Here is a 23,022-nt window from a genome sequence, read left to right as displayed (position 1 = left end):
GCTTTCCATTATACCAGAACCAAGAGGTCGCCACTTTCTTCAGCCTCCTGTGCATGCAATGATACGATTTAGTGGAATATGATACAATCGAGAAAATAACAAACAAATGAGGTAAATGATATGTGCCGAAACATTAAAACGCTGTTTAATTTTAGCCCTCCGGCTACTACGGATGAAATTTATTCCGCTTCGCTCCAGTATGTGCGGAAGGTTTCTGGTTACAGCAAGCCATCGAAGGCAAACGAGGATGCTATTAATCTTGCTGTTGAGGAAGTCGTTATCGCTACACAAAAATTACTAAACTCATTGGTCACGAATGCTGAACCTCGTAATCGAGAAATTGAAGCCGAACGGGCTCGAGCTCGTAATGCAAAAAGATTTGGATTGGAGAATCAGGAGTAATTGTATCGGTGCCTGTGCGGCATACATTTATGACAACTCAACAAAGTAGATATAACTACAAAAAGAGGCTGACCAAAGATGATCAGCTTCTTCGTTTATTTCATGCAATTGCAGTGTATTATCTGAATTGTGTGCTACACAGGCACCCAAACAATTTAAGACTTGTAGGCAGCATCAACTGTTGTGTCATCCGAATGAGGAAATAACCCCATAAACCCATTTTCTTTATTCATGAACCTACTTCTCCCCTAGTTATTCGGCATCCTTTTCCATATACTGCCGAATGGATCGGTAATAAATAAAATATTGTCCAAACGCAATCAATAGCAATGCGTTCAGCATACCAAACTTCCCAATCGGTAAAATCAGAAATAAGCTTGCTAGGAACGGGAGTGCGACCGTGAAGTAAGAATAGACTTTCTGTGTTGCCCGTCTTGTGACTTCCTCAAACAATTCGTCATCCTCCATATATTCCTGCGGTTTTAATGTCATGATTTTCAGCTGATGACTCGGGTTCCGCTTATTATGATGATGCATTTTCCAGCCAAATATAAGTAGATAGATAACTAAGAGGACGAGCCAAGCGGCAAGGCACCAAAACCCGACGCCCTCCAAACTAAACTGAAACAGGAAGCTATCCGTACCATTTGATATTTCATAATCCAAGGTGAATCCAATTATCGTCGTGAGTGCAATCAGCAATAATATGAACCCCATTTGCCAGATCGGATACGTATACCTCATATCGCCTTTCATTTCATTCCTCCCCTTCCAACCAAAATACTTCGTTCATATCACATTGGAATGCTTGCGCAATTTTCAGGGCCAACGTGACCGAAGGAGAAAACTCTCCTTTTTCAATAAAGCCGATCGTTTGCCGCGTGACACCAACCATTTTGGCGAGATCGCTTTGCGTATACTCATGACGGGCACGCAACTCTCGAACCTTGTTATTCAGCATGTCAATTCCTCCTACTTCTAATGTATGTTATTCTTAACACTATGTAAAGTTTTATTAACATTTTGTTAGGGGTAATTAACAATATCGGTTCAACCAACTTGTTAAACAGTACTTAATACCTCAATCGACAGGCCTAAGATTTAGTTGCGAAAACTTGCTATAGTATAGATACCGAAAAATTCCAAGGGGGAATCTGATCTCTATGAAAAAAAACCATATACTAATTGTTTCAATGCTATGCCTGCTTTTAGTAGGAGCATGCTCGGATAAGTCTGCAGCCATAAAAGAACCGCAGCCAACGTCCGAGCAAAAAAAGCAGGAACAGAAGATTGATTATCAAGCGGCAGTGGAAAAGAAAAACGCTGAACTTGAAATGACGCCATTGGAACTGACATCCTACGGCGAGGAAGTCGGCGCTGCGTTACTCGAACCAACCCACACAAACTTCGCGGTAAATGAAATTGTCACCATTGAAGGAACGGTCGAGAATCAGGACCAATTACAAGAAGACTTTGTATGGATCAAAATTAGATATACAGGAGAAGCGCTTTCCGATGACTCGATGGAATACTATGCGCCAATTAAAGATGGTAAATTTAAACAGGACGTAAGGCTGTTCAATGGAGAGGGAGAATACCAAGTTTCCGTAATGCTCCCGAGTACGAAACAGAAAAATTATTACTATGACCTTGCAAAATTCACTGTTTTCAACGTCAACCCTGCGATCCACCGAGACCTTACATACACCCCCTTTGCCCAAGAAGCAGGATTATCACTTGAGGCTCCGGATAGCGGTTATGTAAAAGAAAGCGAGATCTTCGCACTCAAAGGAGAAATCCCTTCCATCAAAGGACCAAACGAACAACTGATGCTTGAACTCAAAAAAGACGGAGAAACGTGGAAGCACATAATAACAGTAAGAACGGCAAATTCGCGTATGATGTCCCTTTATTTTACGGAAAAGGTGTCCATCAATTAAAAGTCTACGTTCCTGACGAGGAGAGAAACAATTATTTTCAAGAGGGAACGATTCTTTATATCGATAATGAATCCGACCTTGTCACTGAACCGATCAAGTACATGACGACATATGAGGAACGAGGCGTCAATCTCACCTATCCGACAGCCGGCGGCGAAGAAACCAATTTAACGTATCGCATAAAAGGCAGTATCGACAAAGATGCCCCATTTGCAAAAGAGACGACACACCTTTATATTACGACGAAAAAAGATGGCGACGAGGCGCTGTCCGTTATTCCCGTCGATAATTACAAATTCGACGATGAATTCTATTTGCGCTTTGGACCTGGAACCTATGACGTTACCGTTAGTGTTCCGAAAATAAAAGAGAAAAACAGTGCTAAGTTTTATTATTATGATGTAGCCAAGTTCACAGTAAAAAGTACAGCAACGGAGGACCAACGTGATGTGCTGCCATCACGTGGAGTTCAATCCGATGCCCCTGAAATTATCGCGATTGTGAAAGAGCTCATAACTGAAGATATGTCAGATCGCGAGAAAGCTAAAGCCATCTATGAATTTACGGCTAAGTCAATTGCCTATGATGTACAAAAACAGAAAAACAGCGAGTTTGAATGGGATGATAGTGCGTTAAAAGTGTTACAGCTTGAAAAAGGGATTTGCCAGGACTATACGTATCTCGCCCTCGCCTTGCTCCGCGCGTCAGGCATGGAAGCAAGATATATAGCAGGAACGGCCGGGTCCGGCTTCAATTTCTCCCGACACGCATGGGTGGAAGTTAAAGTGGATGGCGAATGGCTCACAATGGACCCGACATGGGGTGCGGGCCACATCGCCAATGGTGAATTCGTAGCGAAATACACAGAAGATTACTTCGAGCCAAATGATGAAGCATTCAAGACGCATTCCCGGCATGGTGTGCAATATTGATTTTGAATGACAGGTGCCTGTGCAACACCCATTTATGACAATTCAACACTATTTATATAAATACGGAAAGAAGCTGATCAAATCCTTATTTGATCAGCTTCTTCGTTTCACTTTATGCAATTGTAGTGCATTATCTGAATAGTGTGCTGCACAGGCACCCACACAATTCAGCCTGTGTATTGAATCAGTTGAGCGACCACTAATGTGACAATCCCAATTGCTGAGAACACAAGGAATAGCGGCATATAGAAACGAATCCATTTTTGCCAAGATACACCGGCAATAACGAGTGCAGCCATAAAGTAACCAGATGTAGGAAATAGAATATGGGCAAAGCCGTCTCCGAACTGGAACGCAAGTACAGCTGTCTGTCTTGTTACGCCGAGCAGGTCTGAAAGTGGCCCCATGATCGGCATCGTGACTAAGGCCTGTCCACTTCCGGACGGGATAATAAAGTTAATGGCCAACTGGACCAGATACATCCCTACTGCACCGAGAACAGATGGCATCTCACCGACCATTGAACCGAGGCTGTAAACGATCGTATCCATAATTTGTCCGTCTTCAAGCACAACAGCGACAGATCGGGCAAGCCCAATAATAATGGCTCCCATAAGCACATCTCGGAATCCTTCCGTGAAAGCGTTTGAAATCTGGGTAGCGTTCAGTCCGGCAATCAGGCCAACAACAATCCCCATAAAGATGAATAATCCTGCCATCTCAACCATGAACCAACCGTGCTGAAGCACACCATACACTAAGAAGCCAAGGAAGAGGAGTGCAGCAACTGAAGCATATTGCTGTCTTTTGTTCATGCTTTTCGCTTCAATTTTATCTCTCTGCTTGTAAAGTTGCCTTTTTTCTTGGTCATCTTCATACACATAACTGTGTAAAGGATTCTGCTGAACCTTTTTTGCATAGCGCATGATGAAGAAGACTCCCACCGATACACAAACAATAAATAGAGCTAAACGAAGCGGCAATCCTGAAAACACCGGGATACCGACAATCTTTTGCGATAATCCTACGTTAATCGGATTTAAAACCCCAGTAGTAAACCCGACGACCGTACCGACAAGAGCAATCGATGCGGCCACTATGGAATCATACCCCAAAGCAATGATTAACGGCATGATCACAGGGATATAAACGAGCGATAGCTCAGGGGTTCCAATTAATGTTGCCCCAATCGCAAACACTGTTGTTAAAATCGGTATGAGCAAAATACTGTTTTTCGCAAAACGGTTTGCCATCCTGTCCACGACCACTTCAATGATTCCGGTCGTCTTCAGCACCGCGAACATACCACCGATAATAAACGTGAAAAAGACAATTTCACCCGCATCAATCAGTCCCCGCGGAATAACAGTAAGGAAATCAGCTATGCCAATTGGTGCAGCGTCGACTTCTGTAAATGAGTTCGGGTCAATCGATGTTCTTCCGTCAGGACCTGGCACACGGTCAAACTGACCTGCAGGAATAAAGTACGTCGAAATTGCTGCAAGCGCACTGAATGTAAAAAGAATGACATAAATATGAGGAAGTTGAAACTTCTTTTTATTGCCCTTTTCCTTTGTCATATTGAAACCTCCAAACTTAGTTTGTGTTTTACAGACTACTAATGAATCTACTAGTATCCCGTAGTTTTGTTGTTTCATGTATCTCAGCCTTATTATACAAGCTCCTTACGAAAGAGTCGTTAGACCTTGTAGCCAATAAAATACAATTACATTGTTGAAGTAACACAACAGAAATTTCCGTTTTGTCAACAATGCACAAATGCTTGTGCATGAATTACGCAAAATTACGTTAATTTATCTGATATTCAATTTTGAGTATAAAAAAACGACCCCGTCAGATTATAGAAATCTGAAAGAGTCAGCCTCTCACACTGCCGTAATTATTGTGTATCGATAAATAACGGTTCCCCTTAACTAATAATGACAATGTCTTGCCATCCCAATAATCAAACTCTCAGTGAGCCACGGAACCCTCTTGCAGCGTAATACGAGTCCGCACCGTTATGATATAAAAATACTTTGCCATAACGATAATCGCAAAATATAGCACCGCCAAGTTCTCTAATATCAGCAGGTGTTTGCACCCAACTAGATGTTTTCTTATCAAAGTTATCAAGTCTCTGCAGTGTTCGATATTGTTCTTCTGTTAACAGTTCAATGCCCATTGCAGTCGCCATATCCATAGCGCTATTTTCCGGTTTATGTTTTTTCCGTGCCTCCAATGCTGCACGGTCGTAACAAACACTTCTACGGCCTTTAGGACTTTCCGCTGAACAATCATAGAAAATGTATTCGTCATTCTCTAGATTATATTCCACAACATCAGGTTCTCCGCCGGTTCTTTCCATTTCATGCAGCGACCAAAGTTTTTCCGGATTTGCAGCCAATTTCGTTTGGACTTTCTCCCATTCAAGACCTCCATGCCGATGTATATTTTTCTCGAAACGGGCTTTCAATACGTCGAGTAATTGTTCACGTTGTTCGCTTGTCAGCTCTTTATTCATTTGGTCATATCCCCTCTATTTTATCCTAAGTGAAAGTACCTAACTACAATGATACTATAAACAATATCACCAAAAAAGAAGCTCCTCAAAAGTCAATATGACTAAAGAGAAGCTTCTTCATATTTGATAAAGCTAATTTGGAAAGTTGAATTATCTCTTCCCTTTATCATAAATTTCGCCCAACGCTCTTGGAGCTCGATTTGATTTAGAGAAAAAGATCAATAACATCAACGTTACTACATACGGTAAAATCATGAATAAATCAGTGAAACTACTTGGTAATGCCATCGACTGGGCAATAAACATGCCACCCGATTTAGCAAAACCAAATAAAAGACAAGCTCCCAACGTCGGCAGGATTCTCCAGTTACCAAAGATTAACGCTGCAATCGCCAAGAATCCATATCCCATATAAATGCCTGAAGAAAATTGGGCTGAAATGGAATAGGCAAAACACATACCAGCGAGACCTGATAAGAGTCCTGATATAAGAACCGCAGAAAACCGTATTTTCGATACACTTACACCTGCTGCATCAACGGATTGAGGATTTTCCCCACTCGCTCGTAGGCGCAATCCAAACTTTGTTTTATATAAGACATACCATGCAAAAATAGCAATGACAACGATGATTACTTGGAACGGATACACATTCGTAAATACCGCACCAACCACAGGTATATTGGCTAAACCGTCAATCGTAAATCGCTCCGATACACCTAATCGGAACTTGTCCGAAGCCGCTCCGAATACGAGGGCATTGATCTGTGTTGTTAAGAATGTCGTTAGGGCTAACGCCAAAATATTAATGACGACACCGCTGATGACTTGATTTGCCTTAAATTTAATACTTAGTACAGCATGAATAATGGAAAATCCCATTCCGCCAATCATCGCAAACAGTAACGCCACGTAGAACATATCCTCAATAGCTGCTCCAGAAGCATTTGCGATCAAAACAGCTGACATAGCTCCGATGAATGCACCGAACCCTTGAAAGCCTTCAAGCGCTAAATTGGTAATCCCACTTTTCTCACTATATATACCGCCGATCGCCATGATAAAAAGAGGTAGAGCAAAGGATAATCCATCAATAATAATCGTATCCATTTATGATTCACTGTCCTTTCGATCCACTTCTTTTTCCTTCAAGCGGCTGACTTTATGTTTCACGTACGCACCACATGCACTAAACAATAGGATTAACCCGATGATCACAGAAGCAATTTCTTGTCTGATTCCAGCCTGTGAACTCATATACGTGCTTCCTTGGTCAATAATCGATATTAAGAAAGATGAAAAAATAATCCCGATTGGATGAGCGTTTCCTAATAGTGCCACCGCAATGGAGTCAAAACCGATATTTGTTAACACTTTTGGCTGTATGGAACCAAAATAGCCTAAATAATACGTCACACCTGCCAGACCGGCTAAACCGCCTGAAATGACCATGGCTAAGACCGTATTGCTACCGACCTTTATTCCTGTATACTTCGCCGCATCCCGGTTGGATCCTACTGCTTTAATTTCAAAACCAACAACTGTTTTGTCCATAAGAAACTTGATGATAATCGCGATTGCGATGGCCAAAATAAAGCCCAATGGAATATTCATTTTCAAGTTTGCGATCTCAACATTTACTAACGTCAATCGCGCTGCTTCCGTAATATATTTAGACTGTCTTGAAATCGGATCAATATAATACATATGAATAAAGAAGCTTATGACGTATTGGGCAATGTAATTGAACATAATCGTCGTTACGACTTCATGAATGTTAAATTTATATTTTAGCCATCCTACTAATCCACCCATCAAGCCGCCGGCAACCATTCCGACCAGCAATACAAGCGGTTTTGCAATAAAAGCATCCAACCCGCTGTAACCGACAATAACGGTCGCTAAAAACCCGGAGAATAGCATTTGACCGGAAACCCCAATATTAAATAGTCCTGCTCTAAGGGCAACGGCCACTGCCAGACTGGCAAATACCATTGGCGTCATGGCGTTCAGCAATTGCAAAAAGTCGGTAAACATGCTCTTGTAGCCGGCGTACGTTGGCTTCGGCAAGATTCCTGCTCCTTGGAACAAGTTGTAAAATGCTTGGAACGGATTTTTACCGAGCAACAGGATGATAATCGCCGCAGCTATGAAACTGACTAGTATAGAGGCAACCGGAATGCTGATTGGTTGCCATTTTTCATTTCTTAGTGGCCAAATCAGACGATAACGTAGACTTGTTTTCTTTTTATCCTTACTCATGCTTTGCCCCCATCATATATTCGCCGACTTCATTTGTCGTTAATGATTCACTGCTTGCGATCTTTTGAAATTGGCCATTATAGATAACACCGATTGTATCCGCTACATTCATAATTTCGTCCAGCTCTAACGAAACAAGTAAGATCGCTTTTCCTTGATCGCGTTGTTCGATAATCATCTTATGAATGTTTTCGATCGCACCGATATCTACTCCCCGTGTTGGCTGAACGAAAATCATAAGCGGGGATTGCAATTCGATCTCACGGGCAATTATTGCTTTTTGCTGGTTGCCGCCACTCATCGAACGAACTTGCGTCTTAATCCCTTGTCCACTTCGAATATCATATTTATCAATCAACTGACTGCCAAATTGATCGAATTCCTGTTTATTCAGAATTCCTTTATTCGAAAACGGCTCTTTGTAATACTGCTTTGATACTAAATTCGTCGCTACATCAAAATCCAAAAACAGTCCAAATCGTTGACGATCTTCAGGTACATACGAGATTCCGGATTCAGTTCTGTTTCGTATACTGTCATTCGTAATGTCCTGCCCATTGAGGAAGATCTTTCCGCCGCTCGCCTTTACTAAACCGGCAATGGCATCCGCTATTTCAACTTGGCCATTATCTGCGACCCCTGCAATCGCGAATATTTCGCCACTGCGTATCGTAAAGGAAACGTCTTTGACTACTTCAAATCCGTCCTCATTTTTCACGGTTAACTGTTCTACTTTCAATACTTCTTCTTTAAATTGAGCAGGTGCTTTTTCAGATTCAAAGCTTACTTCCCTACCGACCATTAATTGAGCCATAAGATTCGTCGATGTTGTCTTCACATCCAACACATCAATCAATTTACCTTTGTTCAATACCGCGCATCGGTCGGCCACTTTCTTAATCTCTTCTAACTTATGTGTGATGAGAATGATTGTTTTTCCACTATTTCGGAGACCTTCGATAATACCGAGGAGAAAATCAATTTCTTGTGGCGTTAGGACTGCCGTTGGTTCATCAAAAATAAGGATTTCAGCTTCACGGTAGAGCACTTTTAAAATTTCAACACGTTGCTGCATGGAAACGGTAAGATCGGCTACTTTTTTCGTAGGCTCCACTTCCAAACCAAAGCTTTTGGACAGTTCTTCAATTTTACGGTTAGCACTTCGAATACCTACGTAAGGAAAGAGACCGGCGAATTTGCTGGTGGGCTCAACCCCTAAAATGATATTCTCTGTAATCGTATAATCATCGACTAACTTAAAATGCTGATGGACCATTCCGATGTTAAGATTTGCCGCGTGGTTCGGCGAACTGATTTGTACCTTCTCTCCCCGAATATAGATTTCTCCTTCATCGGGTTCGTACATCCCGCACAGAATACTCATCAATGTTGATTTGCCTGCACCATTTTCACCAAGCAAGGCAAAAATTTCACCTTTCCTAATGCCAATGGATACGTCATCATTTGCTACGATTCCAGGGAAACGTTTCGTAATATGTTTCATTTCAACGATATAATCAGACATACTGTTCTCCTTCCTCACATCATCGGAAAAATAATAGAAGTTCATCATTCCCTCCCATTTATTCGCAGGGAACTGATAAACTTCTACCGGTATTGTGTTGCTAATTCATCTTATAGTCCTGGAAACTTTTCTGGAGTATGTTCATTAAAATTGGATGCAGGTACCATTGTGCCATCTTTCACTAGCTCATACGCCTCATTCAATTTGCTTAGCGTATCCTCAGATAATTGGTGACGACCCTCTTTTTTAATAAAACCTGTGGAATCTGTATCTGCATGAAGAACTACATTTCCGCCTTTAAAGGATCCATCAGCAACAGAATTCAATGCCTTTTCAATGTTCATCGCCATGAATTTCACGCCGGAAGTTAACACGATATTTTTAGAACCAGTTGCACCGTCATCATATTGGTCAACATCCACCCCAACTACTTTCACGTCGCCCTTCGCTTCCTTAACTGCTGTGAATACACCATTACCAGTCCCGCCTGCAGCAACGAAAATAATATCTGCACCTTGTTTGATCAATGCATTGCCGATTACTTTACCAGTCGCTTCATCCGCAAAGGATCCTGCGTAGTTACCACCTACATCAGCACCCGTTACATCCGTTCCTGCATAACCAGATAGTTCAACGAGTTCAACATTTTTCCCATAAACTTTATTGGCATAATTAACGCCTGATTCAAAACCGAATTGATAGTTTACGTTTGAAGGATAAGCGATCCCATTTACAACCGCTACTTTGTTTGTCTTCGTTTCAAGTGCTGCAGCCATTCCCGCAAAGAAACCACTTTCCTGCTCGGCGAAATTCATTGCATAAATATTGTCGAAATCAGTTTGGCCATCTACTGGAGCTGGCTCAGTGTCATTCATGATAAAGATCTTATCCGGATTTTCTACAGCGATGCTCGAAACCCCAGCAAATTGGAAACCAGGTGTAACAATTACATCATAATCCGCCACGATATCGGCAACTGCTTGTACAGCAGCTGCTGGATCGCCTGTTGGTTCTTTAACTGACTTTACTGTTGCAGTTGGATTATTTTCGATAAACTTCAAAATGCCGTTATAGTTATCTTCATTGAAGCTGCCATCATCTACGCCAGATGGGCTTGTTACAATTGCAATTTTCAAGCCTTCTTCGCCAGCTCCAGCCTTATCTTCCTTTTTATTAGCTGTGTTATTTCCGCACGCGGCCATAACAACAGTCATGAAAGCAAGGACTAATACCATTGCTATTTTCTTTGTACTGTTCGTCATTTGAAATGATCCTCCCTGTGAAATATTGTCTTTGTAAAAATTAAAAAAGCACCGAGTAGATACCGGTGCTTGACTTCAGGAAGGTAGACAATAGAAATAATAGGATGCTTATTTCCATTGTTATATACACAACCTCGTAGTCAAGCCATTTACGGTAGCTTGGTAGAAACTTTTGGGCCTTATCCCCAATGTTATACGAGAATATTATTCAATTTTTACTACCCAATAATAACACCCGGAATTGGGGGTGTCAATAATAATACGAATGATTTATTAAAAAATCTTAACATCGTTCGCTAATTGTATAAACAGGTAGAATTACCTGCCATAAAAATAGGTAATATCCTCCTTTTTAAAGTTTTAAATGTTTGTAACCAGTCTTCTTAATTTGTACAATTAGGGAATCCTTCAGAGTAGATGTAGCAATGAAGGAGTAAATTGGTATTGTAATTAAAACAATCGGAGGTATGTAGAAGTGAACAGCCATGATCCACAATTTTTCATATCCAAACTTGGACTAACTCCACATCGAGAGGGCGGTTATTATAAACAATCATTCCATTCGACCGAAACGATTTCCGATCAAGAAGTAACGATGAATTTCGAGGGGAAACGCATGCTCTATACGAGTATTTACTTTCTCTTAACTTCGAAAGACATCTCCCATTTCCATCGTTTGAAATCTGATGAAGTATGGTATTATCATGCGGGAAGTCCTCTAACCATTCATGTGATTGAGGAAAATGGGGAGTATAAAGAAATTAAATTAGGGTTGAATTTGGATAAAGGAGAAGTCCCACAGGCGTTAGTTCCAAAAAACACTATTTTCGGATCATCAGTGATGGATCCGGATACTTTCTCTTTAGTCGGATGTATGGTTTCGCCTGGTTTTGAGTACAAGGACTTTGAGTTGTTTACACAGGAAGAGCTTTTACTGAAATATCCTCAACATAAAGACGTCATCTTAAAGATGGCTTATGAGATAATTCCAGACTGACTAATAGAATGAAAAAAAGCTCCTCACAAGTCCACTGACTTATGAGGAGCTTTCTATATCCAACTCAATCGGCTAGCCCCTCGAGGTGTCGGGGCTAAGCAAGCCGCTTGCGCTTTTCTTGTTACATCATTCCGCCCATTCCGCCCATGTCAGGCATGCCGCCGCCCATTCCAGCTGGTTCCGGGATATCTGCTACGACTGCTTCTGTAGATAGGAGCATTGCCGCCACGGATGCTGCATTTTGAAGTGCAGAACGAGTAACTTTTGTCGGGTCCACGATACCCGCTTGCATCATGTTGACCCATTCGCCGTTCGCAGCGTTGAAGCCGATGCCGACTTCTTCGCGTTTCAGGCGGTCAACAACGATAGAGCCTTCGAGGCCTGCGTTGTTCGCAATTTGGCGAACTGGCTCTTCAAGTGCACGAAGAACGATTTTCACGCCTGTTGCGACATCGCCTTCTGTGCTTTCAAGAAGTGTTTCAACTTTTGAATATACGTTCACAAGCGCTGTACCACCACCGGATACGATACCTTCCTCGACAGCCGCACGAGTAGAGTTCAATGCGTCTTCGATACGAAGTTTGCGCTCTTTCAATTCTGTTTCAGTTGCCGCTCCGACTTTAATAACTGCTACGCCGCCAGCAAGTTTCGCAAGGCGTTCTTGCAGCTTCTCTTTGTCGAACTCGGAAGTTGATTCTTCAAGTTGCGCACGGATTTGGCCGACACGTGAAGCGATTTGCTGTGAATCTCCATTTCCTTCAACGATTGTCGTATGGTCTTTTGTGACAACGACTTTCGCAGCGCGTCCAAGCTGATTGATGTCAGCGGATTTAAGATCTAGGCCAAGGTCTTCCGTGATGACTTCCCCGCCTGTAAGGATTGCGATATCTTCAAGCATCGCTTTACGACGGTCGCCGAATCCTGGTGCTTTAACAGCTACTGCGTTGAATGTACCGCGAAGTTTATTCACAACGAGTGTTGCAAGTGCTTCGCCTTCCACGTCTTCAGCAATCATCAACAACGGCTTGCCTTGTTGAACGACTTGCTCAAGAACCGGCAGGATTTCTTGGATGTTCGAAATCTTCTTATCTGTGATCAAAATATATGGGTTGTCAAGAACCGCTTCCATTTTGTCCGTGTCTGTCGCCATGTAAGCAGATGCGTAGCCGCGATCGAATTGCATACCTTCTACAACATCAAGCTCAGTCGTGAAGCCTTTCGACTCTTCGATTGTGATGACGCCATCGTTGCCGACGCGCTCCATCGCTTCAGCGATCAATTCGCCGACTTCTTCGTCGCCTGAAGAAATAGCTGCAACTTGTGCAATTTCCTGCTTGCTTTCGATTTCATCGGAAATGCCTTTCAACTCTTCAATTGCCGTTGCAACCGCTTTTTCGATTCCTTTACGGATGCCGACAGGGTTTGCACCAGCTGTTACGTTTTTCAAGCCTTCACGGATCATCGCCTGCGCAAGAACAGTTGCAGTCGTCGTACCGTCACCAGCGATTTCGTTCGTTTTGGAAGCGACTTCTGCTACGAGTTTTGCACCCATGTTTTCGAATGCATCTTCAAGCTCGATTTCTTTTGCAATCGTTACACCGTCGTTTGTGATAAGCGGTGAACCGAATTTTCTCTCAAGAACGACGTTACGTCCTTTTGGTCCAAGCGTCACTTTAACAGCGTCAGCAAGTGTATCTACACCGCGTAGCATTGCGCCGCGCGCGTCTTCATTAAATTTAATTTCTTTAGCCATTTATGAATTCCTCCTGTTTTTTCGTGTACTTATTTATAAGGGCGACTTAACCGATGATAGCCAGAACGTCGCTTTCACGCAGGATCAAATATTCATTGCCTTCATATTTCACTTCAGTTCCAGCATATTTTGAGAAGATGATGCGGTCGCCTTCTTTTACTTCCAGGTCAACACGCTGGCCGTTTTCAAGAACTCGTCCAGTACCTGCCGCTACAACTTTTCCTTCTTGCGGTTTCTCTTTTGCAGAATCCGGCAATACGATACCGCTTGACGTTTTTTCTTCTGCTTCGATCAGTTCGATTACGATACGGTCACCTAATGGTTTCAACAAGTGAAACACCCTCCTCGACAAATTATCTTCTATTTAGCACTCATCAATCAAGAGTGCTAATACATTTCTAATCATAATAAAGTTGCCCAAAAATTGCAAGCAAAATACTCGCTGAAGATAGGATAAAACAAAATGTCAGCCGCCCCCTATCTACGCGTGCAGACAGTCTCAAACCGTAATACCCTTTTCACTTTGCTTGTCTTCTTAGAAAGGCTAAAATGGACAATAGAAGAAAGGAAGTTGGCAATGAAAAACTGGAAAATCTCTATTTCGATCGTTCTTTTATACATAGCAATGCAGTTCGGAAGCATTCCTGTCTCGAAAGGATTCTTCACCTACTTTCAAAACACCGCCGGCATGGAAAAGGAAGACGCGGCATTTTACGGCTTCGCCTGGGCGCTGTTTATTACCAACATGATCGCCGCACCGATCATCCTCTTCATGACAACGCGGAACAAACGGTTTTGGGATATTTTCAAAGGGAAGAAAGCGACGCCTTTGATGACAATCCTCTGGGGAGTATTAGGATTTTTCATGGCGATGGCTGGGCAAATGATTGCCGGCATCATCGAAATCGCTCTAGGCATCGAGCCGGGCTCTGAAAATACCGCTTTACTGAGCGAAGTCGCCAAACTGTCGCCGATCATCATCTTTTCAATCGTCATCTTCGCACCGCTTTTGGAAGAGATCATTTTCAGAAGGGTTTTATTCGGAGGCATTTATACAAAGACGAATTTCTGGATCGCGGCGATTGTAAGCGGTATTGTATTCGCGGCCGTCCACGGAGAACTTCAGCATCTTCTCATCTATATGGCGCCTGGAATGGTGTTTGCATTCATTTACCATCATACGAAGCGCATTTGGGCACCAATGATTGCCCACTTCCTCATGAACGGTTTCGTTATGATCGTCCAGCTGAATTATGAGAAGCTTGAGCAATGGCAAAAAAATCTTCAGCAAACATTTATTCATTTTATGCAATAAAAAACGGCCTCCCCATCGCGGGAAGCCGTTTTTACTTCATCCTAAGCCATAAAAAATGAAAAGAGAGCAAGACCGATAATTAGTGAGAATACGATCGCAAGAACTATGCCAATACCCATTAGAATTGCAACGACACCGAATCCGCGCCATGCTGAGAAATTATGGACAAGCCCAATTCCCTTACAAGAAATTACCGTCCCGTAAATACTCACTCCTATTGAGATAAGGTTCATTAAGAAATAAACCCCAAGCGGCAGATTAGTGATTCCAAAGTTCTCCGTCGGCACTTCGAATAAGCGTGAGCCGTATATAGCAAGAATAAGGATGTTCATCGGAGCGAGCCAGATCATCGGTATTGTTGCGGCTGGCGTCACGTGGATCATCTCGGAATACTTCCCAGTCCCCCCAAGCCATTTCCCAATCCATGTATACAGCGCGGACACAACCACCCATCCGAGCAATGCTCCGGCATATGACGTTACAATTGACATGAAAACAATTATAAACAATGGCAGTCCATTAAACCAACCTGTTGTTGCCGTAGAGATAACACCCGTGCTAATTGATCCTAATAAAAAAATGAGAAATCCGTATCCAACCGACTTCTTCTCAAGCATGTATTGAAGCGTCTTCGTCGGCTGGCTCCATATGGATATCAATGGATTCATGTTTGTTCCCCCTTTACTTCTTATGTATATGTAAGTCCTTCACTACCTATCATACTGGAATCATACTGGGATTTCATTACAATCTACTAAGTGAATTCAACAAGTTTTGCGCAACTTTCATATAGCTGCGCTCATTTCGGGACTTTCTGACTATCCAAACTCCACTAAAAAATCCCGCTCCCAACACCCGGAAAGCGGGACTCCAGTTTATTTCTCCATATTCCCCATCACTTCATCAATCTGACGTTGCTGTTCAGCCTTTATTTCTTCAAGCTTCCGCTTTTCCTCGGCTTTCAGGAATTTTCGATAGCCGACGCGGCAGATGATGATGCTCAGTTCGTAAAGCAAGAACAAGGGAACAGTCACCAATAAATGCGACATGATGTCCGGCGGCGTGATGAATGCCGCAATGACGAACAGGACAAAATATGCTACCTTTCGGATTTTCACCAGTTTCACAGGATCCAATATGCCGAGTCTCGACAGAAATAATAGGACGATCGGAAGCTGGAATATAACGCCGAACGGAATCAGTATTTGAAACAGGAAAGTGAAATATTCATTAATACCGACCGTCTGCGTTATGCCGAGCTCCGCGGAAAGTTCCTTCATGAAATTCATGACGAACGGCACAAGGACAAAATAGGAAAACGCAATTCCAACGAGCAATAGCATAAAAGCGAACGGGATATAGCTCAACGTCACTTTGCGCTCCGTCTCATGCAACCCCGGTGAAATGAACGACCAGAACTGGTACATGATGACCGGCGAAATGATGACGACCGCTAAGAAGATGATGACCTTCAAGTACAGGGCTATCGGATCGACTACGTTGAACGCATGGAATTCCTCATATCCTGCCTCTGATTGCAGGAACTTGATGATCGGCTTCGCGATGAAAAAGCTCCCGATTACCGCAATAACAAAGAAAACGACGATTACCATCAGTCGTTTTCTAATTTCATCTATATGTTCAATGACTGTTAAATTTTTCTCTTTCATCGGACAGACATCCTTACTTATTGCACATCATTTTTCTTGTCTTCCACTTTTTTGACCGTGTCGTCATCATCGGACACAAGTCCTTTCGTCGCTGATTTGAATTCACGCAATGAAGAGCCGAACGCTTTTCCGATCTCCGGCAACTTCTTCGGTCCAAAAATGAGCAATGCTATGATTGCGATTAGAATTAAACTAGTTACTCCTGGAGCCATTTCGGACACCTCCTTCATATGTAATCCATTTTACATGAAAACAACTTCTATTACTATTGAACAGGTCACTCTATTTGTGAATCTTTTTCGTCATTTTTTATGAAATAAATCAATGTCTGCAACTCTACCGACAAATCGATCGTATGGATGCGCATCCAGTCAGGCGCTGTCAGACGGACAGGGGTGAAATTGAGGATTCCTTTTACACCGATATCGACCATCCGATCCGCAATTTCCTGCGCCGCCCTCGTCGGAACGGTGAGAATGACAAGATTAATGCCCAATTCCTTAATCTTCTCTTCCATCATGTCCGGATGAAACACCGGGATATTACTAATCGTCTTCCCTTCTTTCGGAGCCTTCGGGTCGAACGCAACAACAATACGCGTATTATGGTTCTTCTGGAAATTATATTTAAGAAATGCGTTTCCTAAGCTTCCTACGCCGATCAATGCAACATCCGTCTCTTCATCCTGATTCAGTGCCCTTCGGAAGAATAAAAGGAGGTCGTTCACATCATAGCCGTAGCCTTTGCGCCCGAGCGCTCCAAAATGGGAGAAGTCACGGCGGATCGTCGCGGCATCGATTTTCATCGCCTCGCTCAATTCGCTGGACGATACTCGCTTCTTGCCGGCATTCGCGAAGTTTTGTAGGAATCTATAATATAAAGGAAGGCGTTTAGACGTCGCCTGCGGAACTCTTGGAGTCGATTCAGCCATTTCTTACCTCCTGTACGTACGTGCAATGAGCTCATTTTATCGTACTCCAGATACGTGCTGAAGTAAAGCCAACGATTGCACCGGCATGCCCATTCGATTACACTAAAAGTGGAATAGAGGTGTGCTCAATGATCGTATTACAAGTGAATGGAATTACGAAATCGTTCTCAGGAACTGACATATTGAATAATGTCCGACTCGAAGTGCAGCACCGTGACAGAGTTGCGCTCGTTGGACGGAACGGTGCCGGCAAGTCGACATTGCTGAAAATCATTGCGGGAGAGATGTCCGCGGACTCTGGCGATATCATCATGCCGAAAGATGTACAGGTAGGCTATCTTGAACAGCACGCGGGCATTGATTCCCCCCTCAACATCTGGGATGAGATGCTGACCGTTTTCGGGCCGCTACTTGAAATGGAAAAGAGGCTCCGCAAGCTCGAAGCACAAATGGCGGATCCTACCGTTTACGGGAATCCGCAAGAATACGAGCGGGTCATGAAGGATTATGACGCATTGCAAATTGACTTCAAGGATTCCGGCGGGTATCAGTACGAGTCAGATATGCGTTCAGTCCTGCATGGCATGCGTTTTTATCCCGAAGACTACGAGAAGAACGTCAATCTGTTGTCAGGCGGACAGAAAACGCGGTTGGCGCTTGCAAAAATGCTGCTCAGCAAACCGGATCTCCTTATCTTGGACGAGCCGACGAACCATTTGGACATCGAGACACTCGGCTGGCTTGAAAAATACCTCGTCTCCTATGAAGGGGCGATCCTCATCGTTTCCCATGACCGTTATTTCCTCGATCAGATCGTGACGATCACGTATGAAGTGTCGAGGCGGAAAGTGACGAAGTATGTCGGCAACTATAGCGCCTATCTTGTTGAAAAGGCGAAGAACTATGAGCGGGACAAGAAGTTATATGAGCGCGAGACGAGCGAAAAAGCGAAGCTCGAGGATTTCATCCAACGGAATATCGCACGCGCATCGACTTCCAAGATGGCAAAAAGCCGCCGGAAGCAGCTTGAACGGACGGAATGGATGGATGCGCCAGATGGGGATGAGAAGTCCGCAAGCTTTTCTTTCTCAATCGATCGGCCAAGCGGCAACGATGTGCTTACATTGGATAACATCGCTGTCGGCTATGACGGCAAACCTGTTTCCAAGCATATTAACATGCATGCATACAAAGGAGACCGGATTGCGATCATCGGTCCGAACGGGATTGGCAAGTCGACATTGCTGAAAACGATCGTCAAAAGGCAGGAGCCGGTTGACGGGACGATCCGCTACGGAACGAATGTCCAGTTCGGTTATTATGACCAGAACCAAGCGACAATCCTTGGTACGGGGACAGTTCTCCATGAGTTATGGGATGAGTGGCCGATGATGAATGAAAAGGATGTCCGCTCAGTACTCGGGCGTTTCCTGTTCACTGGAGAAGACGTCGAAAAGCCAGTCGCTTCATTATCTGGCGGCGAGAAGGCGCGTCTTTCATTAGCGAAACTCATGCTACAAAAATCGAATACGCTCGTGCTTGACGAGCCGACGAACCATCTCGACCTCGACAGCAAGGAAGTGTTGGAAAATGCATTGGATGACTTCCCAGGCACGATCCTCTTCGTCTCCCATGACCGCTACTTCATCAACCGGATTGCTACGAAAGTGATTGACGTCGGCCCTATTGGCGTTACGGAGTATCTCGGCGATTACGATTACTTCATTGAAAAGAAAAATGAGCTTGAGGAACTGCAGGCAGAACAAGCAGCTTCAAATCAAAAAGCCCAGCCGAAGAACCGGCGGAATGAAGAGGATAAAGAAGTTAAACGGCAAGAGCGCCGATTGACAAGGGCGATTGCGGAAATCGAAGAGTCGCTCGGCAAATTGGATGCCGAAATCTCCGTTCTGCAGGAAGAGTTGCTGAATCCTGTTTTTGCAGACGATCATGTAAAGCTGATGGAGCTGCAGGAACAGATCGACGAACTCCAGCTGCAACACGACAACCTTTCTGAGGAATGGCTGAATTTGCAGGAAGAGCTCGAAAAATTGAATTTGGAAGCCTAAAAATAGCTGTCGACTGGAATGAACGCCATTCGACAGCTTTTTTCCGTTTTCGACATCCCATCCATTTGATTTCCACAATCTTATCAACAGTCCACACGTTGATATAATAGGATATGAACATAGTTATCCACGTTATCCACATTTTCTGTAGCGATTACCAACACAGTTATCCAAAACATGAATCGGTCATACACACGAATCTTTGAACTATCCACAACTTATCAACAATTGTGCATAAGTACGAATGTTCCCTCTTGACAAGTCGGATTCATTTCGGGACAAATAAAAACGGAAATCGTCAGAACTCGACGATTTCCTTCATTCATTTACTCATTTATTCTCACTATTCCATGAAGCAAGCTCCATGCCCGGTCGGCCATTCATTTCCATCGTACCGAGCTTTCCACTTTGGAACATCGAAGTACCTGCAGCTGCAATCATTGCCGCATTGTCCGTGCAAAGCGAGATTGGAGGTACGTAAAAAGGTATCCCCTCTTTTTCAAAAACTTCATCCAATGAAGCGCGCAAGCCTTTATTCGCAGCTACGCCTCCCGCAGCGATGACTTGCTTCACGCCATATTCCTTCGCTGCCCTCAACGTTTTCTCTGTCAACACCTCAACGACACTTTGCTGGAAGCCCGCCGCCACATGAGCAGGCACGACCTCTTCGCCTTTTTGCTCAAGATTATGCTTATAATTGATCACTGCGGATTTCAACCCGCTGAAGCTGAAATCATACGAATCCGGCTCAAGCCACGCTCTCGGAAAGTCGACCGCTTCATCGCTCTCAAGCGCAAGCTTATCGATATGCGGCCCTCCCGGATACGGCAGCCCGAGGACGCGTGCCACTTTGTCATACGCTTCCCCCGCTGCATCATCACGCGTTTCACCGATCAAGTTAAATGACCCATGCTGTTCCATAAGGACCAATTCCGTATGCCCTCCTGAGACGATTAGCGCCAACAACGGAAACTTCATCGGCTGCATCAACTGATTCGCATAAATATGTCCCGCAATATGGTGGACTCCGATGACCGGTAACCCATTGGCAAACGCGAATGCCTTCGCAGCATTGATGCCGATCAATAAAGCGCCGACAAGCCCAGGTCCCTCCGTCACAGCGACTGCATCCAAATCAGAAGGCTCAAGGTCTGCCACAGCCAACGCTTCCTCTATGACGAGCGTAATCTGTTCAACATGATGCCTCGAAGCGATTTCAGGCACCACTCCTCCGAAGCGTTGCTGACTCTGAATTTGCGACGCAACAACATTCGAGATGATTTCATGTCCGTTCTTCACGACCGAAGCCGCCGTCTCATCACAGCTCGTTTCAATTCCTAGTATATACATATCTTTATCCATCACAATTCCACCCACATGACGAGCGCATCTTCATGGTCGTCCGTATAATAGTTTTTCCGTATGCCGCCATCCTGGAAACCGAGCTTGCGATACAAGTTCTGCGCCGTATGATTGCTCACGCGCACTTCAAGCGTCATCAGTCTCACTTCATTCGCCTTGCACAACTCCATCGCCCTCCGCATAAGCGCCTCACCAATCCCATGGCCCCTCATATGCGTCCTCACCGCCACATTCGTAATATGGCTCTCATCCAGCACAACCCACATCCCGCAATGCCCAATCACCTCATCATCCGAAACTGCGACAATGTAATGGGCATAATCATTTCCAGTCATCTCATGTTCGAAGACTTCTTGCGTCCATGGCGTCGCAAACGCCTCCTGCTCGATTTCAACGACCGCTGGAATATCTTCCAACGTCATCTTCCGATATGATATGGTGTTATTCACGGCCCTTTTCCTTCCGTTGCTGCATCAGCCAGTTCGCCTCCGCCTCAGCGATACGGCGGTATTCCGGCGTAAATGCATGTGTATTCTCTTCCAATCCATCTTGCTGCGCGATGAAAACCAACGCAGATGCCCGCGGGAGCTGCATCGGGAACGGAGCAATGACGGCATTCTCCTGTAACCTTTCCTTCATGAGCTCTTCATGCATGGCAACATCCTTGCCGACAAAAAGGACAGGTCGCTCCTTGCTTGCTAAAACATCCATCAGATTTTCAATCGCAAAATGCCCATCCTCCGCGATGGCGGTCAATCCGCCATCCACGAATTCATATACCCCTGCGTACACATTATTCCTTCGCGCGTCCACAATCGGGCAGATCAACCCGTCAAAATAAAAAGCATTCGCGGCAAGCACCTTCAAGGTTGAGACACCAAACAAAGGCTTCTTCAACGTCCAAGCCAATGTCTTTGCTATTGTTACACCGATGCGGACACCTGTATAAGATCCAGGTCCTTCCGACACTGCAATCGCATCAATATCTTTAGGCTGCAGCTGCACCGTCGCAAACAATTCCTCAATCACCGGCATCGCACGCAGCGAATGATTGACAGCCATTGAAGAATTCACCTCAGCCAAAATGGCTCCGTCCTTAACAATCGCAACAGACAAAGGCGTGTTCGCCGTATCTATTCCTAACCATATCATAACGTCATCGCCTCACAAATCTTTTCAAAACGTTCCCCTTTAGGAATCAGTACAATCTTTCTCGAAGTTTCCCCTGTATGCTGTATCTGGATATCCAAGCGTTCTTCCGGCAAATCAGCTTCTATTAAATGTGCCCATTCAACGACGGACACCGCGTCCCCATAAAACAGCTCGTCCCAACCGAGATCCTCATCACTGTCCGCCAATCGATAGACATCCAAATGATTGAAAGGGACATTGCCTTCGTATTGTTTCAAGATTGTAAATGTCGGACTGTTCACCGTCCGTGTGACGCCAAGGCTACGCGCTAGCGCTTTTGTAAACGTCGTTTTTCCAGCACCAAGATCGCCTTCCAACGTCACAACGTCTGGAGGCGATAGCAAGCCTGCCAATATATTCGCGATGTGTTCAGTCTCCTCTAGGGAATGAACATTGAATTCTATAGTCATCGTATGTTCCTTTCATCTCCACTTTGCTTTAGTGTACCGAAAATACGCCAATTTCGAAAGCTATGAGGTTTGGAGGATTTTTTGTAAATATAAATAATAAAAAACCGACTCTGGAATAAATCCATAATCGGTTGACAAGGTTAAATTAAAATGGCGGTCCCGACCGGGATCGAACCGGCGATCTCCTGCGTGACAGGCAGGCATGTTAACCGCTACACCACGGGACCATTAATATGTATACTTTCCGATAGAATGCAAGGTTCGCTAACTGCAAATTCATTTACTTGATCAATTCTAACCTATAGACATTCTTATCGAAAAGGATTGGGTTGCCCGGCGACGTCCTACTCTCACAGGGGGAAGCCCCCTACTACCATCGGCGCTGAAGAGCTTAACTTCCGTGTTCGGTATGGGAACGGGTGTGACCTCTTCGCCGTCGTCACCAGACAATTGAACGACTCTTGTTCGTTCAAAACCGGA

The 23,022-nt window shown here is 44.1% G+C and carries 24 protein-coding genes, 1 tRNA gene, 1 rRNA gene and 1 riboswitch; of the genes, 6 read left to right on the top strand and 20 right to left on the bottom strand.

The genetic code is table 11. From position 1 onward, the window contains the following. Positions 1–120: 120 nt before the first annotated feature. A complete protein-coding gene (locus tag M3152_RS14100) occupies positions 121–402 on the top strand; it encodes a DUF2277 domain-containing protein (protein WP_251695977.1) in 282 nt (93 codons plus the stop codon). Positions 403–654: 252 nt separating this feature from the next. Here the strand turns inward: M3152_RS14100 and M3152_RS14095 are convergent, their stop codons facing one another. Together M3152_RS14095 and M3152_RS14090 are read right to left on the bottom strand one after the other, a co-directional pair. After that, on the bottom strand, positions 655–1,158 hold the full coding sequence (locus tag M3152_RS14095; protein ID WP_251695975.1) for a hypothetical protein: 504 nt from the start codon (positions 1,156–1,158) through the stop codon (positions 655–657). 1 nt (position 1,159) lies between these two features. Beyond that, entirely contained in the window at positions 1,160–1,363 is a 204-nt protein-coding gene (locus tag M3152_RS14090) for a helix-turn-helix transcriptional regulator (protein WP_251695973.1), read from the bottom strand. Between the two features lie 202 nt (positions 1,364–1,565). On the opposite strand from M3152_RS14090, the gene M3152_RS14085 reads away from it, so the two are divergent. Then, on the top strand, positions 1,566–2,342 hold the full coding sequence (locus M3152_RS14085; protein WP_251695971.1) for a hypothetical protein: 777 nt from the start codon (positions 1,566–1,568) through the stop codon (positions 2,340–2,342). Next, on the top strand, positions 2,261–3,274 hold the full coding sequence (locus M3152_RS18120) for a transglutaminase domain-containing protein (RefSeq protein WP_251695969.1): 1,014 nt from the start codon (positions 2,261–2,263) through the stop codon (positions 3,272–3,274). The genes M3152_RS14085 and M3152_RS18120 overlap by 82 nt, the downstream gene beginning before the upstream one ends. A 167-nt stretch (positions 3,275–3,441) precedes the next feature. Here M3152_RS18120 and M3152_RS14075 read toward each other — a convergent pair whose 3' ends face one another. The 6 genes from M3152_RS14075 to M3152_RS14050 all read right to left on the bottom strand — a co-directional run bounded on the left by M3152_RS14075 (position 3,442) and on the right by M3152_RS14050 (position 10,847). After that, positions 3,442–4,854 (bottom strand): YfcC family protein, encoded by a 1,413-nt coding sequence (locus tag M3152_RS14075; protein ID WP_251695967.1) that lies wholly within the window; start codon positions 4,852–4,854, stop codon positions 3,442–3,444. 386 nt (positions 4,855–5,240) lie between these two features. Further along, positions 5,241–5,798, bottom strand: a complete 558-nt coding sequence (locus M3152_RS14070; RefSeq protein WP_251695965.1) for a DUF4256 domain-containing protein — start codon at positions 5,796–5,798, stop codon at positions 5,241–5,243. Positions 5,799–5,948: 150 nt separating this feature from the next. Continuing rightward, positions 5,949–6,908, bottom strand: a complete 960-nt coding sequence (locus M3152_RS14065; RefSeq protein ID WP_251695963.1) for an ABC transporter permease — start codon at positions 6,906–6,908, stop codon at positions 5,949–5,951. After that, positions 6,909–8,060, bottom strand: coding sequence for an ABC transporter permease (locus M3152_RS14060; protein ID WP_251695961.1), 1,152 nt, complete (start codon positions 8,058–8,060; stop codon positions 6,909–6,911). Beyond that, positions 8,053–9,630 carry an ABC transporter ATP-binding protein gene (locus M3152_RS14055; RefSeq protein WP_251695959.1) on the bottom strand — a complete coding sequence of 526 codons (1,578 nt, stop codon included), beginning with the start codon at positions 9,628–9,630 and terminating at the stop codon, positions 8,053–8,055. The genes M3152_RS14060 and M3152_RS14055 overlap by 8 nt, the downstream gene beginning before the upstream one ends. Before the next feature lie 65 nt (positions 9,631–9,695). After that, positions 9,696–10,847: a BMP family lipoprotein gene (locus M3152_RS14050; RefSeq protein WP_251695958.1), complete on the bottom strand. Its 1,152-nt coding sequence runs from the start codon at positions 10,845–10,847 to the stop codon at positions 9,696–9,698. Positions 10,848–10,964: 117 nt separating this feature from the next. Further along, positions 10,965–11,066, bottom strand: a riboswitch (purine riboswitch). A gap of 256 nt (positions 11,067–11,322) precedes the next feature. Here M3152_RS14050 and M3152_RS14045 point away from each other — a divergent pair. Beyond that, a complete protein-coding gene (locus M3152_RS14045; RefSeq protein WP_251695957.1) occupies positions 11,323–11,844 on the top strand; it encodes a cupin domain-containing protein in 522 nt (173 codons plus the stop codon). A gap of 121 nt (positions 11,845–11,965) precedes the next feature. Here M3152_RS14045 and groL read toward each other — a convergent pair whose 3' ends face one another. Next, positions 11,966–13,597 carry a chaperonin GroEL gene (gene groL / locus M3152_RS14040; RefSeq protein WP_251695955.1) on the bottom strand — a complete coding sequence of 544 codons (1,632 nt, stop codon included), beginning with the start codon at positions 13,595–13,597 and terminating at the stop codon, positions 11,966–11,968. 46 nt (positions 13,598–13,643) lie between these two features. Next, positions 13,644–13,928 (bottom strand): co-chaperone GroES, encoded by a 285-nt coding sequence (groES, locus tag M3152_RS14035; RefSeq protein WP_147059641.1) that lies wholly within the window; start codon positions 13,926–13,928, stop codon positions 13,644–13,646. 246 nt (positions 13,929–14,174) lie between these two features. Here groES and M3152_RS14030 point away from each other — a divergent pair, with 246 nt between their 5' ends. After that, positions 14,175–14,912, top strand: a complete 738-nt coding sequence (locus M3152_RS14030) for a CPBP family intramembrane glutamic endopeptidase (RefSeq protein WP_251695953.1) — start codon at positions 14,175–14,177, stop codon at positions 14,910–14,912. A gap of 41 nt (positions 14,913–14,953) precedes the next feature. Here the strand turns inward: M3152_RS14030 and M3152_RS14025 are convergent, their stop codons facing one another. The 4 genes from M3152_RS14025 to M3152_RS14010 all read right to left on the bottom strand — a co-directional run bounded on the left by M3152_RS14025 (position 14,954) and on the right by M3152_RS14010 (position 17,513). After that, complete coding sequence (locus M3152_RS14025; RefSeq protein ID WP_251695951.1) at positions 14,954–15,580, bottom strand: Yip1 family protein; 627 nt, start codon at positions 15,578–15,580, stop codon at positions 14,954–14,956. Between the two features lie 207 nt (positions 15,581–15,787). Further along, a complete protein-coding gene (tatC, locus tag M3152_RS14020; protein WP_251695949.1) occupies positions 15,788–16,582 on the bottom strand; it encodes a twin-arginine translocase subunit TatC in 795 nt (264 codons plus the stop codon). A gap of 17 nt (positions 16,583–16,599) precedes the next feature. Then, positions 16,600–16,794 carry a twin-arginine translocase TatA/TatE family subunit gene (locus M3152_RS14015; RefSeq protein WP_060205182.1) on the bottom strand — a complete coding sequence of 65 codons (195 nt, stop codon included), beginning with the start codon at positions 16,792–16,794 and terminating at the stop codon, positions 16,600–16,602. A gap of 65 nt (positions 16,795–16,859) precedes the next feature. Next, positions 16,860–17,513 carry a redox-sensing transcriptional repressor Rex gene (locus M3152_RS14010; RefSeq protein WP_251695947.1) on the bottom strand — a complete coding sequence of 218 codons (654 nt, stop codon included), beginning with the start codon at positions 17,511–17,513 and terminating at the stop codon, positions 16,860–16,862. Between the two features lie 128 nt (positions 17,514–17,641). Between M3152_RS14010 and M3152_RS14005 the strand changes: the two genes are divergently transcribed. Continuing rightward, positions 17,642–19,579: an ABC transporter ATP-binding protein gene (locus tag M3152_RS14005; protein ID WP_251695945.1), complete on the top strand. Its 1,938-nt coding sequence runs from the start codon at positions 17,642–17,644 to the stop codon at positions 19,577–19,579. Between the two features lie 330 nt (positions 19,580–19,909). Here M3152_RS14005 and tsaD read toward each other — a convergent pair whose 3' ends face one another. From tsaD to rrf, 6 genes are all read right to left on the bottom strand, one after another. Then, complete coding sequence (tsaD, locus tag M3152_RS14000; RefSeq protein WP_251695943.1) at positions 19,910–20,941, bottom strand: tRNA (adenosine(37)-N6)-threonylcarbamoyltransferase complex transferase subunit TsaD; 1,032 nt, start codon at positions 20,939–20,941, stop codon at positions 19,910–19,912. After that, positions 20,941–21,390: a ribosomal protein S18-alanine N-acetyltransferase gene (gene rimI / locus M3152_RS13995; protein ID WP_251695941.1), complete on the bottom strand. Its 450-nt coding sequence runs from the start codon at positions 21,388–21,390 to the stop codon at positions 20,941–20,943. Before rimI ends, tsaD begins: the two co-directional genes overlap by 1 nt. Continuing rightward, positions 21,383–22,093 (bottom strand): tRNA (adenosine(37)-N6)-threonylcarbamoyltransferase complex dimerization subunit type 1 TsaB, encoded by a 711-nt coding sequence (gene tsaB, locus M3152_RS13990; RefSeq protein ID WP_251695939.1) that lies wholly within the window; start codon positions 22,091–22,093, stop codon positions 21,383–21,385. The genes rimI and tsaB overlap by 8 nt, the downstream gene beginning before the upstream one ends. Beyond that, a complete protein-coding gene (gene tsaE / locus M3152_RS13985) occupies positions 22,090–22,542 on the bottom strand; it encodes a tRNA (adenosine(37)-N6)-threonylcarbamoyltransferase complex ATPase subunit type 1 TsaE (protein WP_251695937.1) in 453 nt (150 codons plus the stop codon). The genes tsaB and tsaE overlap by 4 nt, the downstream gene beginning before the upstream one ends. A gap of 151 nt (positions 22,543–22,693) precedes the next feature. Then, positions 22,694–22,769, bottom strand: a tRNA-Asp gene (locus M3152_RS13980). Positions 22,770–22,873: 104 nt separating this feature from the next. Next, positions 22,874–22,989: ribosomal RNA gene (rrf, locus tag M3152_RS13975) — 5S ribosomal RNA — on the bottom strand. Positions 22,990–23,022: the final 33 nt, after the last annotated feature.

This window comes from Sporosarcina luteola, assembly GCF_023715245.1.
Classification (GTDB): Bacteria; Bacillota; Bacilli; order Bacillales_A; family Planococcaceae; genus Sporosarcina; species Sporosarcina luteola_C.
This window is presented reverse-complemented; position numbering and strand designations above follow the sequence as displayed.